Below are 16,309 nucleotides of genomic sequence, written 5' to 3' on the forward strand. Positions count from 1 at the left end.
GGTTAATTAATGAACTGCTTCATCATTGATACTACATTCTTTTCTGTAGTATATTGATTATAGTTATGAAAAGACTCACTAGATCAAAACGATTAAAACTTTCGATCACAACATCGATCTTTCTTTTATTATCGATACCTATCGTTCTTTACGGTCTACTAAAGACAGAGAGTGTTGATCCACGAAGTGATGCAGGTACAGAAGTGCCGAAGACTTTCTGCTCCATATCTTTTCCATATGTCGAAAGTGATACGATCGAAGCTGGCAAGGTAGTCCAGGTGACCATCAATGGTTCTGCTCCAAATGAAATCTCCTTGATCAGTACGATCAAGATTGAAACCTCAGAGGAGGTCGTCTTATTAGAAAAGAATTACCCTCAACCCCAATCCACGATCAGTGAGACAGTCACATTCACCACAGAAAATATCGGTAACGTGAGAATATTCGGACAAATGACGACACAAGGAGCGAATTATCCATGTATCTTGGAGGGTTCGAACGAATCAGGAGTTGTTACTACAAAAGAGATAAACAGTGCACCAGAATTCACCTCTATACCAGAAACAGATGCTCAACCCTCAAACGCGATCAAGGTAGGAGACAGTTATGAATACACGCTTACTGCTCAAGATACTGATGGAGATGGGATAGAATTCGCATATAGCTTCACTCCTAGGGCAGATTGGTTAACTATGAGCGTAATAAAAGCAGGAACAGATGGTGAATTAACGCTACTATTCAAAGGGACAGCTGATCAGCCTGCGAGTTATCTCGCAAATGTTTTTATTCACGACGGTTACAATCAACATCTAAGAGCTCAAACCTGGGTCATAAGTGTTGACCCTACTGAGAACGACACACCGATAGTAAAAGTTTCCGCTCCACCGTTTGGAACATCTGTAACACAAGGACAGAACCTCACCACTTCTTGGAGTGCGACAGATCTCAACCAGATAATTAAGTACAAACTATACTACGCATCAAACCCAGGGAATCAGAATTCCTGGAAACCTATTGACGACAACATCTCTTACAAGATCGGGTCATATATAGTTGATACAAAGGCAATAGAGCCAGGTGATTACAAATTCATAATCGAGGCAGAAGACAATCAAAATCCACCTGCGATCGGGACAGGTGTTTCAGAATCCTTTACGATCATTGCTCTACCACCAGCTCCTGTTGATGACGACCTTCCTCCTGTTGATGACGATGGTAAACCTCCTATAAAACCTCCTGATGACGGGGTGGTCATACAGGAAGCTCAGATAGTCAACGTTAATCCCGCAGATTCAAGTGTCATTAACAATGGAAGAAGGACAATAAGTGCGACCTTAGTTGCATCCAAGGATGCCACCATAGTTACAGACTCGATAACTATGAAATTAGATTCAAAAGATATTACAAACGAGCTGGAGATCAGCGAAATATCCGAATCAGAAGTGACAGTGATCTACAAACCGTCAAACGATCTGGAAGATGGTGAGCACAAAGTAGAGGTCTCCTTCGAAGATTCTGAAGGTGGAAACGCAACAAAAGCATGGACATTTACCATGGAATCATTAGACGAGGATAATACAGATACCATTAATATATTTGGATTCGAGATCAGTAACCGAACAGCCTGGATCATATTGATTGGTCTTGGGATCATCGTCCTTGCACTGATAATCCCTTGGATCCTATATCTCGCATGGAGAGATGACGGAGATAATGAAACCAATATCTACGACATCAGACCTACCGCAAGATATCCGTACAATACATCTCCTAGTACAAGTGTACCCCCTACAATAGATTCATCATCTAATAAAAAGGACGCCCCAAAACCGGTATTCGTACCAACGGTCACAATGCCCTCATCAAAAAAAGATGACACGGTAAATAAAACTATCGATACAAAAACTATCTCTACAAATACCCAAGATACAAATACTCACGCTTCAAACACTGCTATAACAAGTACTGAAACAGAGCCATCTGCTGAAACATCAGAAAACACTACAAAAGTGGTTGGAAAAGGAACAGATGAGATAGAAGCAAAACCAGCCTCAAAAGATGTCACTTCTACAGGTACTGAAATTCCAAAAGAGAAAATACCCATTACGACATTAGAAGATGAAGCTTCAAAGAAAAGATCCAAATTTAGTCAACTAAAAAACATTCTACCAACAGGGAGGGAAAATTCGACTGAGCAAGATACAACTCCAATTTTAGATCCAACTAGACTAAGAAACACATCAAACGATGATACTCAAACCCAAACAATAGATACCAAGGTAGTAAGTCAGAAACCAACAGGACAACAAGATCTCGTAACGGATGAGAGTGTAAAAGGGAGCCGTTTCAAACCTATGCTCAAATTCACAAATTCAAAGAACAGAAAAGGTGATCATGACAAAATCGATAGTTCAAAGAATGACACAGCGGTTACAGACAAAACCTCTACAGGGGGTGGTACAGTAGATGGAATGATCGCTAATAGTACCTCTGATACGGTAAACTCTACCGCACCACTTATGTGGAAACCTAAGGTTATCGTCCCTCCAAGACGAGAAGATGACAGTGGTACAAACGCCAAAGATGAGCCCAAACCTGAAACTCCATCTGAACCCTCTGTTCCAACAGGTGTATCTTCTGATACTGGATCTGCTCCCATCTTTAATACAGCATCTAACTCAACTCTCGAACCTGAAACTAAATCAAATATAGTTACTACAGAGCAACAGAACCCTTCTGCTACATCACCTGTTACACCACCTGCTACACCACCTGCTACGTCACCTTCTACATCACCTTCTACATCACCTTCTACATCACCTTCTACATCACCTTCTACATCACCTTCTACATCACCTTCTACACCACCTGTTACACCACCTGTTACACCACCTGCTACACCACCCACTACACCGATGGATCCAATGCCCCCAACATCCCCTGTTCCGATCATGACTACGCCATCTGATCAAACAACCACAACCCTATCTGATCAAACAGCCACTACACCACCCAACCAAATCAACATAACATCCTCAGAGCCAAGATTTTCTTTGATTTCGGATTCTGAAAGCAGTTCGACATCTACTGAACCTAGCTCGACATCTACTGATCCGTACTCAAACGACTCAGATACCGATACAACACAATTACCACCCCAAAGCGATGAGGGATCCGAGATACCTGACCCTAACTCCTCAGATTCACTGACGGCCTTACTCCAGCAGATCGAAGAATCCAAATTGCTGGTAGAAAAGGAAAGAGAAGAGAAGCAACAAGCTCAAAAGGCTAGTGATGCAGGTGACCTCCAAATACCTACTCAACCAATAGAGGATACAAACCAGAATACACCAGCAGGAGGAACGATGGATCAAGAGAAAAATACTCCTCCCAGAAACGATACCAACAACTCAACTCCTCTCACCTTCTCCGCACCACCTCCATCTGTAGGAGCTAATTGAGATTGACATTAGAGGTATTTAACAATAGAATTCGCACTAGGGTAATGCTATGAACAGTAAAAGCGAAAGTGGCCAACTGGGAGCGTTGTAGGAAGTCTTAGGGCGCAACTACAGTCTTGATGTGAGACACCCGAACACAGAACACTTGTTGATAGACAAGTGACTAAGGTTGATATAGCGATATATCAACGAAACAAGGTGGTAACACGAGATGAAGACCTCGTCCTTGTCGAACCGGAACATGGGTTACGGTTCCGCAGGAAAGGGGTCTTTTTTATTAATATTTTACAAGAATCTCTGATGAAAAAAATGAGCTACAACGAGATCCGGGAGATCTATTTAGACTATATGAAGCAACATGATCATTCGTTCATCCCTTCTGCATCTCTAGTACCCGATAATGATCCAACAGTACTGTATGTCAATGCTGGTATGTTTCCATTAGTGCCGTTTTTAATGGGAGAGAGCCATCCCAATGGAACAAGGCTTGCAAATTCTCAGAGATGTATAAGAACTATAGATATAGATGAGGTGGGAGACATAAGCCATCTGACATCATTTGAGATGCTTGGGAACTGGTCTCTAAACGATTACTTCAAGAAAGAAGCGATCGAACTAACCGTGGATCTGTTTGTGAACAGATATGGATTCGACATTAACAATATTTATGCATCAGTATTTGAGGGAAACGAGAATTCACCGGAGGATGATGTATCTATCCAAGTATGGAAAGAGATCTTTCGTAGTTACGGTATTGAGGCAAGTGCTGGACCTGGGGAGAGGATCCAGAAACTTGGCATGGACGAAAACTGGTGGGAATTAGCAGGTGGTGGCCCTTGTGGACCTTGTTCTGAGATATTTTACGATACAGGAAAAGAGCTCTGTTCTGATAAATGCGACGTTAGTTGCAGTTGTGGTAAATATATTGAGCTAGGCAACAATGTATTCATGGAATATCTGAAAGAGGGAGAAAGTTACAAACCTCTTGGGAGATTCAACGTTGACTTTGGTGGGGGTCTAGATCGACTTGCAATGATCTCACAGCAGGCAGAGTCTGTTTGGGAGACTGACAAATACCTTCCGATCTTGAAGAAGGTCAAAGAGCTAAGTCAAGTAGAGGTCGTAGAATCTGAAAGGATAATTATCGATCATCTTAAAGCTGCATCTTGGATCGTGATGGATGGAGTGATCCCGGGAAGGACAGAAAGAGAATACATCCTGAGAAGGTTGATAAGGAGAGCTATTCGACACGGTAGGAATTTAGGGATGACAAAGAGTTTTGTCGGAGAGATCGTTGACATCTGTATAGATCAATTCATGGACATATACCCACAATTAGATGAGGATAGAGAGAAGATCGTAGAAGTGATCGTATCAGAAGAGACAAAATTCAACGAAACAATAGAAAAGGGATTGCACGAATTTGAGAGGTGGTTCGATAAGACTTTTGAGGGTAAGAAAGAGTATATATTTGATAATTCGGACGGATTTACATTTAGTATGTACGAAACCTTTGGATTTCCTCTTGAGATGTCCCTTGAAGAGCTTAAAAATCGAAATGTGCGATTCGATGAAGCGCAAGTAAGAGAAAATCATCTGCGTGAATACGAAAAACATCAAGAGAAAAGTCGAACTGCGACAAAAGGATTGTTCAAGGGAGGCTTGGCTGACACTTCCGAAGAAAGCAAGAAGCTACATACAGCTACTCACCTACTGCTTCAGGCGCTTTATAGGGTTGTTGGTTCGCATGTATTTCAGAAAGGTAGTAATATTACACCTGAGAGGTTACGTCTTGATTTCCCAAATGACACGAAACTAACTCCAGAACAGATCCAGAAGGTGGAAGACTTGGTGAATGAGCAGATAGATAAAAAATTACCCGTATCTTTTGTCGAAATGTCAAAGGACGAAGCGATGAAATTAGTCCAGTATGCTGCTTTTGAGGATCGGTATGGAGAGATTGTCAAAGTATATACTATCGGAACAGCAGATGACCCATACTCTATTGAGATCTGCAATGGACCTCATGTTGATAATACATCGGAACTAAGGAGATTTAAAATCATAAAACAGGAGAATGTCGGTGCAGGGATCAAGAGGATCAAAGCCATCCTTGAATAAAAAACGTTTTCCGATACTCGCCATAGATTATGGAGAAAAAAGGTTTGGTATAGCTATTTCTGATAGCAAAGGGATCGTATCAACGTCCCTTGGGACATTAAGCATCTCAAAGAATATCGGGATAGGCGATATAATAGAGCAGATCAGAGTTATCACTACTCAGAATAGAGTTAGTTCAATTCTCTTAGGTCTTCCTCAAGCATTTGAGAAAGCTTATGAGATCAATAGAGATCGGATAAAGAGATTTGGACAGATGATCAGTGAAGCAACTGGTCTGGAAGTGTACTATTATGATGAGAGTTACTCATCCAAGCAAGCAACTGCGGTGATGATAGAAACTGGTAAAACACGTACTCAAAGAAGAAAAGATGTAGACAGTGTTGCGGCAGCTTTATTTTTGCAAGAATATTTAGATGGAAACAATTCTAAACAACTACAAAACAGAAACAGATAGCAAGTCTAGAAGCACTCTAAAGACTATGTTCGTGATCCTTGTCCTATTTCTAACGATAGTAGGCGGAGGTATTTACTATGTTTACAAAACATACACTGACAATGTCAATCAACCACTAACAGATCGAGATGATCTTATCGAGTTTGAGATACCAGAAGGAAGCTCAGTGGACGATGTCCTCAATTTGCTTGAAGATCTGGAGATCATGCCACCAAATAAAAGCAGTTCATTCAAAATATATCTTAAGATAAATGAACTCGAACAGCTCATCCAGGCAGGTTTGTTCAAGATCCCTATGAATTTGAATATGAAAGAACTTGCGATCGAACTCCAGACTGCAGGCATACCAGATGTATGGGTCACATTACCCGAAGGGCTACGTTTTGATGAGATCTCAGAGATTTTAGCAGAAGAATTTGGTTCACACGAAGGTTCTACATTCAGTAAACAGGAATTCGACCGTCTATCAACCGATCCTACATATATCAGTACCCTTCAACTACCCTTTACACCTGAGGGAGGCGATCCGATATCACTAGAAGGTTATTTGTTTCCTGACAGATATAGATTTCCGCTTGAAAGTACAGAGGAATTGGTGATAGAAACTATGCTGGATAATCTTCGAACCAAGATACCAGAAGACCTCACCTATCAGGATCTGATCTTGGCAAGTATGTTGGAGAGAGAGGGTAGAAATGCAGATGAGAGAGCTATGATCTCGGATATCATAAGAAGAAGGTTGGATGAGGGGTGGTTCCTAAATATCGATGCGACGCTACTTTACTACTATAAAGATTGGAAACATGTTTTGACACAAGAAGATCTCGATACTGACCATGAATACAACACTTATACACGAATAGGTATGCCACTAACACCAATCTGTAATCCCGGTGAGGTCGCGATCAACGCAGCTGTCAATCCTCGAACAAATGATTATTACTACTACCTACATGAAGATAATGGTATGATACACTACGCTAGAACTTGGGAAGAACATTCAGCAAATGTGAATACTTATCTACGTTAGTAAAACTGCGCCATGTCTCTATCTATCAACATCAATGACAGTAATAAAGTCATGCTGGAAAACAGAAATTTACCGTCTGATCCTGGGAACAACAAGTCCCGATCCAGATCATCCATGAGTTCGAAAAAGAAGATCATTCTGGTGATCCTTGGTGTGATACTCTTGGTCGGAATAACAAGTTTTGGAAAGATCCTCGGATATACAAAAGATCTAGGTTTGAAGATCTCTGCCGGGGACATTATCTCCCCTATCAAAAAAGACCCCCAACTAAGAACTGACAGTTCAGGTATTAGGACAAATGCCTTGCTGGTTGGGATAGATACGAGAGAAACTAATCAAGGCTTGCAGAACACAGATACAATAATTGTTGCTTCATACAATAAGGAGCGCAATGACGTTGAAATGATCTCTATACCAAGAGATACATACGTTGAGATCCCTGAAGCAAATTGGAACATCAAGATAAACGGAATATACAACAGGGCAGAGAATGAAGAGGAAGGAACTGGGCTTGAGGCACTAAAAAGTGTCGTTGAAGAGTATACGGGATTGGAGATACAGTATTATGTGATGGTGGATGTCAAAGCATTGACCAATATTATCGATATTATGGGCGGAATTGAGGTTTATGTAGAAAATTCATTCACTGATTATGCTTACCCTGATGAAACAAACCCATATAGTGACTATCAGGTAGTGAGTTTTGATGCAGGTCCGCAGACAATGGATGGAGATACTGCAGTAAAATTTTCAAGGTCTAGAAAATCTTTAGATAACAATGAGGGCAGTGACTTTGCTAGGGCAAGAAGACAACAGAAAGTACTAGAAGCCATCAAGAACAAGTTACTCTCTACAGATACTTTCCTCGATCCTGACAAGCTTTATAGCATCCTTGCCGAATTACGAGACCACATAAAAGTATCTGAATTTACCAATGAAGATGTACAGGCGGGATTGCAACTTGCGTCTATTGCATCAGAGGTTAAGATATTCTCATTTGTCCTTGATCCATCTGTTGGTGGCGGGACAGTGCTTATAACAAATCAGATCCCGGATGCTTATTCGATATCACCTGCTGCAGGTTTAGGAGTTTATAAAGATATTAATGAATTAGTCGGACTGTATCTCGAAGAACCGGAGATCTATGCTGAAGATGCTCTGATCTATGTCTATGATGTGGGGTTGGGATACCAAGAGGCCTATGACCTTACCACAGAGCTTTCAGAAAAATTCCCATACCTCAGGATAATCTTTAGAGGGACCTTATTTTCCGATAAAACAGGAAGTTATGTATATTCAAATAGTGGAGATGATGAGTATGATGTGACAGCAAAGCGATTAGGTACGATCGTAGGAAGTAGAACCCATGATAGACCCGATTTTATTACCAACAGACTGAATGGTGAGGATGTAGTTATTCTTTTAGGCGGAGATCTGGTGACTGATACTCCTTCTGAAGAAAGCACACAGTAGGATATGAGGATATGAGGATATGAGGATACGAGGATATGAGGATATGAGGATACGAGGATGTGAGGATTTGACCCTTATGACAGATCTTATAGTAGTCTAATATATGAAGCTTTCCGAAATGATCCGATTATTCCATGGGAAAAATTCATTTATTTCTTATCGAGAAGCTCGAACTTATATCGATGATGCCAAGAGCAAGGATCCGGATCGAGAATACCTAGAGATAGAAGCTGAGACTTTAGATATTTCTGAGATCGTCCAGACATACCAAACACACGGCATGTTCAGCACTAGGAAATTGATCTTTATTAAGCGACTATACCAAAGTAAAGAAAGATCAGTGATAACAGAACATCTGGTCAGTGATTTCCAAGATGAAGATCCTTCAATAGAGATAATTATCTGGGAATCTCAAAAGATCCCTGCAAACACAAAGTACCTAAAATTCTTCAGATCATCGAATTCTGTATACGAATCTCCAGAGCTCAACAAGAGAACCTTCATAACCTGGGCGAAAGAAGAATGCATACGAGAATCCATAGATATCACAATTAAAGCTCTCCAAGAATTAGCCCAACGGTGTAATTTCGATCCAGAGAGATTTGTGAACGAAATAAAGAAGGTAAAACTTCTCTCTCTAAAGCACGTCGATATTGATGATATCCAGAAGATCTCAGCAGATACATTCGAATATGACATATGGAAACTGATCGACCATCTAAATGAGCATGACCGTCAGACCACTGCGGTGATCCTTGATAGGCTCCTTAAACAGAATGTAGACCCCCATTATATCCTTGCTATGATATACAGAAACACAAGATTGATAGTCCTTTGTAGAGATGTCATAGATGGTGGAGGTGATAGCCGTGATGTAGCAAAGACCTTAAAGATCCCACCTTTTACAGTTCCTTCAATAATTCGAAGCTCCAAACAGGTAACTCGAAACGATCTGGTTAACTTGTATGAAAAGATGACAAATCTGGATTTCCAGATCAAGGTAGGAGCGATCGATGCTACTATCGGATTAACCCTCCTCTCAACGATCTTATAACTATCTATATATATACGGGACAAGACCGACTCTCTAAGGTTTTATTCGAAGTACCAAATCCTATATACCTCAGTTCGAAGTGACCTTATTCGAAATACCACAATCTTAACTGTCCTCATTGAGTATAAATTCTCTATTACAAACGATATGGGATGTTTGAGCGAAAAAATGGCGAAGTGGATCAAAGTGGCTACTACTTTAAGGTCAAAGGAGGTGGATTTGATTTGTTATCCTGTTGAGTACCGGGTTGGATTGCTAGATCAGCACGCTTGCTCATCTCCTCGGCAACAATAGTAGCATCACGGCCATACTTCAGTTTCGACAATCTCTTGATCAGCTCTGCAACTTCCTTGTTCTTGGGAAGATCGAAACCGGAATTGGGGTATAAAGGTCCGAATCCAGGATCCAAAGAGAACGGTGATGAATATTTCCCATCAGTGATCATTTTTACATAAGCATGGACATTGGGCTGATTTAGCAGATCGTTGGATGATAAAGTCGGCTCAAATTGCTTTTCGAGGAATTCTGCATCTTCGGGACCGACTCTTGCAACCATCATAGAACCGACATTACCGAAAACAGCATCTCGAACCTTTTCAGGCATCTGAGCAATATACTGATTTGCCATAGTAAGGTTCAGATGGTATTTACGAGCTTCTGATAGGATAGAAGCAAACTCATCAGTAGCAAAGTTCTGAAACTCATCAACGTAGAAGAAGAAATCTTTTCGGTCTTCCTCAGGGATATCTTGTCTACTCAACGCAGCACTGACCAGCTTGGGGATCAACATGACTCCGAGGAACTGGGCATTTTCATCACCGAGTACACCTTTCGAAAGATTTATGATCAGGATCTTCCCGCTATCCATTACTTCACGGAAATTGAATGATGACTCTGTTTGTCCGACAATATTTCGTATAGCCATGTTGGTCACAAATCGGTCAAACTTTGAAACTATATACCCTAGTGTTTCGGATTTTTGTTGTTCAGTTGTCTTGGCGATCTGATCAGTCCAATACCTTTTGACCAGATCATCTTTGATCAATGGAAGCCACTTCTCATTTACCCACTTCTCATCTGTAAGGATCCTTACCACTTCTACTAGAGTAGAGCCTTTTTCAGACATAGCCGTAAGCATAGCGTTTCGAACAGCTCTTTCAAGGATAGGACCTACGATACCCTGTTCATTAGGGTCAAACAGCTTCTTTAGCATTCCGATAAATCCATTTACTACCCTATGTTTATCCTGCTCATTCTGATAATCCATAAGATTAAAACCAAATGGTCTCTCAAAATCTCCTGCATTGAAATATATGACATCTTCGGCTCTCTCATGTGGGATCCTAGGGAGGATCATTTCAGCGAGCTCTCCGTGAGGATCCATTACGCATACACCATCACCATTATAGATATCCTGAATTATCATTCGTAAGAGTGACCAAGACTTACCAGAACCCGTTTGACCTATCACATACATATGCCTGCGTCTGTCATCACGTTTGAAGCAAACCGGTTTAGTTTTCCCCAGATATACATTATTTCCTAACCAAACAGTATCAGGCGAGTTTATGTCCGAATCTACCCAATGTGCAGCAGGAACCTCACGTGATAGCAACCAGTTGATGTTCGGGATCTGGATATTCTTATTTGGGAAGTGATAGAGACCTGCAAGCTCTTCGACATTGAGGACAGTCTTGGTACTAAGTGGCATACGGCGATATATGACATTGTGCATGAACTCTCTTTCGTCTGAGGTACGAATATCTGCTTTTTTCAAAGTATTGATACCTGGGTTGGAGAATTGATCAAAGGCACCTATGATATTTGTCACATGCATTTTTGCGATCTCTGTTTCAGGAGCACTCGCAACTACTCGAATTGCAGCATTAAACCCTATCTTCCCTGACTTTTTAGCAATAGCTTGAAGTTGTTCCTGACTGACGCTGATCCTTTTTTTCTCAGGGTCTGCATTGTTGCTCTCCACTTTACCTACAAATTTCCGTCCAGCTTTCTGCCATCCCGAATCCGCAGGAGAGAGTACTATCTGTATCAAAGCACCCTCCTTATCTCCCATCTTCCCTAGAGATGAGAGGATGTTTGCAAGTGGATCACCTTTAAAATCCTCAGCAACCTTGATCGGATAGTATCGCTCATCTGTGAGATCTAACTGGGTGAATGCAACCTTACCTTCTTCATGAAAAATATTATGTTCATCAACTACTGATACCTCTGCATCCTGATATGAACCTAATATCTGTTTCTCTACAAGATTTGCCAGTTTCTTTGGGGAATACACAAAAAACCTTATCTCCCCAGGAAGTCCGATGACCTCAAAACTGATACTATTTTTGACTGTGATATGTTTCTTAAGACCCTTTCCAGCTCCGCCGATCCCATAAAGATTGGCAAACATCTGCTCTGCGACCCCGATCTCTATCTCATTTCCTTTTGGAACTTTTACCTCAAAGAGTATACCTTCCTTAGTCTTTTCTTCTCGATCTTTCTTTTTTAGATAATTTGAATACAAATATGCAGAAAGACCAGCAACTCCAGCGAGCAGAAGAATGAAAACTACAACAAGTATCAAGAGCCCTATCGAAAAGCCCCCTTGATCTGGCTCATATGGGTTATCCGGGTATGTGACATCTTGACCCGGAGTAATATCATTACCACCAGGAATCGGAGGTCCTGCTTGTGTTAGTAGGATCTCATCGGATGAATCTATAAATGTAATTAGTGGGACAGTACTTATCATTATCAAATTTCAAAAGAGTTCTTGCTTAAGAATATCACAGCGTGGCTATTGATGCACCAGTTCTATGATTGGTTGAATGCAGCCCAGATCTTCAATATGATATTTGCAGCCCATGTTTTCGAACTGTCTGGATCTCCTTGACTACTTACTTGTACAGTACGAAGGAATTGTTGACTAGGTTGATAACCGGCCAGCCTTGGAACATTCATATTATTTGTAAATGTTGCACCTGACTCATCTTGTATCCTTTTCACATCTTCCGGACTCTGGACACTCGTTTCATCCTCCGCAAGCTCAACCTGTTGAACTCTCTCTTTCAGTGCATCAAACCTCTTTTCTACTTCAGACCTCTGATTGATCAAAACCTCACCACCAGGGACTTGAGCTTTTTCATGCTGTTTATCTGGAGAAGTAGAACCTATATTTCCTTCGACCTGATCTACAAACTGTTCAAATTCGGGTCGTCCTGCAACTGTTAGAGTAGATCCTTCACCTTTTGGTAAGATCTCGTGAGAGAACAAGAATTCCAGTTTCTGCTGAACGTTCAATGTCGACCATACACTTTCAGGAACGACACCGTACAATCGCTTGGGAAGTGTATCGATATCTAAAAGGATACCTCTCTGTTCGTAGGTCAATTTTCCCCACATCTCTATACTAACAAGGGTAGAGAGCCTTTCTGGTGGGACATCCAACCTTTTTCGAGCATCCTGCTCTAATATCTGCTCTTTTGTTACTAATTTTTGATCTGCCATTTTTTATAATTGCCTGATCTCAATGGTCGAACTCGACCACACGCATAAGCTAGGCGTTATTTTACCATAAATGAGCGTCTCTCTCTATGCAACTCTCTTTCCAGATCCCTTTCTTTGATCCTCTTTTTCTTCTCATACGATCTTTTACCTTTTCCTAAACCTATCTCTAGCTTTACCATACCTCTTGCTAAAAATACGGATAAAGGAACGATCGTCATTCTATCACTTTCAGCTTTACGTTGTAATTCCCTCAATTCAGCCCTTTTTAATAGTAGTTTTCTACTTCTAAACGGGTCGTATCCCTCAACAGTTGCATATTTATATTTTGGGATGTCGGCATTCCACAAAAATGCTTCTCCACCAATTATCTTAACAAATGAATCAGAAATGTTCACTTGACCACTCTTGATCGCTTTGACCTCTGATCCGAGTAGTTGAATACCAGCTTCGTACTTTTCCTTGATCTCATAATTGAAATAGGCTTTCTTATTTTTGGTTATCAATTTGATTCCCATTATCGTAGTTTTACAGACCAGATCGTTGGCCCATCAAGTATGTATAGCCTCGTTTCACCGGTATCAACCACGATATCTGAGACTGAAGAGAATGCAGAATCCCTCTCCCCCCGATAAACCAGACGTGACCTGAGAACCATTTCTCCCGGATGAAGTCCTGTTGTCTCATCAGGTTTCTCAAATGTCATTATTGAATCTCTATCAGTTTCAAATAGGTATAACTTATATTCGAGATTGATCCCTGCATACCCTGCTGTTACAGGCCCTATATCCCCTCTCAAGCCACTGATAGACCAAGGGTCTAGGATATATCCACCAACATCACGATTAAAATAGTATCGATTGAATGTAGGACTCTCTGTCGAGAGCACATAACCGCTGAAATCTGCAAAGAAATCTGTAGGTACGAGGTTCTGATCCAATTCGAGAAATCGTGAAGCAAATCCGTACGAACCTGATGAGTATCTGACCGATCTATAAACTGCCAAAGACTTTGCATCAAGCAAATACACAAAGTCGTCCCCTCCTAAGATCGCAAATTCTGTTATATCCTCGATATTTTGGTCATCCAGATCATCACGTGTAATTCCACTTAATGCAACAAATGACCCTATATCAGATGCACCATTAGAATACGGTGCCATCAGAACACCAGAGATATCATCATAAACATAAACTCCATCATTCCCAACATCTACATACATCGGTGCCTGAAGAAGACCTTTCTCATCAGGGATTTTTGAGATAGTTCCAGTGCTGAGATTGTATCTATGTACAGTCTGTAAACCCGGATCAGTGATAAGCAGATACTCGACCAGGTTATCATCACTATATATCGCAATATCAGAAGGTGTTTGAGAATTAGTACCTGCGAGAAGATCTTCAAGGACAGAAATGTTACCAGCTGATTCAGAAAGGATAGTAACTTTGTCCAATATGTCATAAACTCCTAGAACTGAACCTTCAACCTGAGACAGGAGTTCTTGGTCTTTTTCATTTAATTTGCTTCTATCAAACCCTCCCTCTTCCAATTTCTTTTCTACAGACAATAGTTTTAATTGTGCCTGTTCTGGATCTGTCTTTGCCTCTTTGTTTGCCTTTTCCAAGAGGGCAGAAACCTCGTCATAGATCGACAAGAACTGCTGGTGTACAAGACTTTTTTCTCTTACGTCTTTTGCAGCATTATATCCTGCATAAAGAGCTACGAGTACAAGAACAGTAGAGCCAAGAATGATAAATCTTTTGTTCCTCAGATTTTTTGTTCTGTAATCTCCTAAACGCATCTTCCTGATATCTGGAGTACCTATCCTAGTCTGCGAGAACTTAGCCCTCAACCGTTTGAACCAAACCTTCCTTCCATACCGATTTACTAAATACCGGTTGACCCATGCCTTCAGATTAGAGATCACTCTCGAAATGAATTTCTTAGTCCTTAACAGTAGTGGCATAAGGAAAGTTATGGTGTTTCGGACAAATTTCTTAATATAGAATAAAACCTTTGCAAATGCTGTTGTTGGTATTGGTTCAATAGGTTTGGCAAACAAACCATCTGACATAGTTCGTGGTGAAGTGTCAGTTTTTTCAAGGGTATCCCCATGAGAGAGTCCGTTCAAGACACGATCTTCTGCCTCAGATTCATCTGTATCATACTTTCGCTGACCGACCTTATTGATATTTGCATCCTCATAGCTATTAGACGAAGCAACCTCATCATCTCTGATATCATGACCTTTCTGAACAGATGAGAGAGGGATTTCGCTTGTTTTATCAACATCTGTAATGACTGTTTCAGTAGATAAGTTTTCTGTTTCTGATAGAGAGTCGTGTTCCACAGGATCATTATCATCCCCTTCAAATTCTGTATATTCCATCATACCCACAGGTGTTTCTTCACTCTGCTCATCTGTAGATGAGAGATCTACTGGTTTAGTTTGCTCAAGGCCATGAACTTCTTCATGATCTTCATTAACTTCAGCACCTTCTTTATCTTCAGTCTCTTCATTATCTTCAGATAATGACACCACCTCGATCTCTACATCAGATACTCCTTCTGCTTCTTTTTCAAATAGAACTACAGTTTGCAGATCAACACCTGTAGATGCAGAAACACATCCTTCACCTAATTCAAACTCGTGAGAATCGAGTAGTTGCATCATCCCAACAGGTGTGTGTATATCGGTGATATTGAGCTTACCGAGATAGTTTGGTGAAGAAAGCATTAGCACATCATCATCGCTTAGTTGAGTGCTACCTGTTTGTACATTGTTTTCTTTCAATAACGATGTGACATCCACTAACTCCATCTCATGAAGTATATGAATTTTGGATCCTCCCAGAAAACCGAAGTATAGATTATTATCCTGATAGTGACAGGTTATGATATCAAGTTCCACACCATTAGAGGCATCCTCATCATTCTTGATCAACTCTAAAAGCTTTCTTTGTGCCTCCTCCAAGATCAGCTTCATCACTGATACACTACCCCCATCGTGTTGCATAAACTCGTCTAAGACGCCATTCCAAACAAAACGTGCGATATTAGATGCATCCAGATCTCCCGGACTATGTACAGATACTAAACCAAGCAAATATCCCCTAGCTGTATCTCCAGGGTCGAAGTGGTGAAAAGCACTTGTGACACGATCCCCTCCCGCACTGCGAGAGAGAAAATCCTTTATGTATACTTTCATA

10 protein-coding genes are annotated in these 16,309 nt (G+C 40.8%); 6 read left to right on the forward strand and 4 right to left on the reverse strand.

Going from position 1 to position 16,309, the window contains the following annotated elements; genetic code table 11:
* Nucleotides 1–65 precede the first annotated feature (65 nt).
* The 6 genes from H6763_03005 (at nucleotide 66) to holA (ending at nucleotide 9,593) form a co-directional block, all read left to right on the forward strand.
* Nucleotides 66–3,461, forward strand: a complete 3,396-nt coding sequence (locus tag H6763_03005) for a hypothetical protein (protein ID MCB9803775.1) — start codon at nucleotides 66–68, stop codon at nucleotides 3,459–3,461.
* Nucleotides 3,462–3,620: 159 nt separating this feature from the next.
* Entirely contained in the window at nucleotides 3,621–5,582 is a 1,962-nt protein-coding gene (locus H6763_03010) for an alanine--tRNA ligase (GenBank protein ID MCB9803776.1), read from the forward strand.
* The gene (ruvX, locus tag H6763_03015) at nucleotides 5,575–6,036 is read left to right on the forward strand and encodes a Holliday junction resolvase RuvX (GenBank protein ID MCB9803777.1); all 462 of its coding nucleotides are present in this window, start codon (nucleotides 5,575–5,577) and stop codon (nucleotides 6,034–6,036) included. Before H6763_03010 ends, ruvX begins: the two co-directional genes overlap by 8 nt.
* Entirely contained in the window at nucleotides 5,996–7,066 is a 1,071-nt protein-coding gene (mltG, locus tag H6763_03020; GenBank protein ID MCB9803778.1) for an endolytic transglycosylase MltG, read from the forward strand. Before ruvX ends, mltG begins: the two co-directional genes overlap by 41 nt.
* Before the next feature lie 12 nt (nucleotides 7,067–7,078).
* Nucleotides 7,079–8,539 (forward strand): LCP family protein, encoded by a 1,461-nt coding sequence (locus H6763_03025; GenBank protein MCB9803779.1) that lies wholly within the window; start codon nucleotides 7,079–7,081, stop codon nucleotides 8,537–8,539.
* 103 nt (nucleotides 8,540–8,642) lie between these two features.
* Nucleotides 8,643–9,593, forward strand: a complete 951-nt coding sequence (gene holA, locus H6763_03030; protein ID MCB9803780.1) for a DNA polymerase III subunit delta — start codon at nucleotides 8,643–8,645, stop codon at nucleotides 9,591–9,593.
* Between the two features lie 193 nt (nucleotides 9,594–9,786).
* Here the strand turns inward: holA and H6763_03035 are convergent, their stop codons facing one another.
* The 4 genes from H6763_03035 to H6763_03050 all read right to left on the reverse strand — a co-directional run bounded on the left by H6763_03035 (nucleotide 9,787) and on the right by H6763_03050 (nucleotide 16,308).
* Nucleotides 9,787–12,348, reverse strand: coding sequence for a type IV secretory system conjugative DNA transfer family protein (locus H6763_03035; GenBank protein ID MCB9803781.1), 2,562 nt, complete (start codon nucleotides 12,346–12,348; stop codon nucleotides 9,787–9,789).
* Nucleotides 12,349–12,410: 62 nt separating this feature from the next.
* A complete protein-coding gene (locus H6763_03040; protein ID MCB9803782.1) occupies nucleotides 12,411–13,103 on the reverse strand; it encodes a hypothetical protein in 693 nt (230 codons plus the stop codon).
* Between the two features lie 56 nt (nucleotides 13,104–13,159).
* On the reverse strand, nucleotides 13,160–13,618 hold the full coding sequence (gene smpB, locus H6763_03045) for an SsrA-binding protein SmpB (GenBank protein MCB9803783.1): 459 nt from the start codon (nucleotides 13,616–13,618) through the stop codon (nucleotides 13,160–13,162).
* Nucleotides 13,618–16,308: a hypothetical protein gene (locus H6763_03050; protein MCB9803784.1), complete on the reverse strand. Its 2,691-nt coding sequence runs from the start codon at nucleotides 16,306–16,308 to the stop codon at nucleotides 13,618–13,620. Before H6763_03050 ends, smpB begins: the two co-directional genes overlap by 1 nt.
* Nucleotide 16,309: the final 1 nt, after the last annotated feature.

Source organism: Candidatus Nomurabacteria bacterium, from assembly GCA_020632395.1.
GTDB lineage: Bacteria > Patescibacteriota > Dojkabacteria > SC72 > JAHDCA01 > JACKFQ01.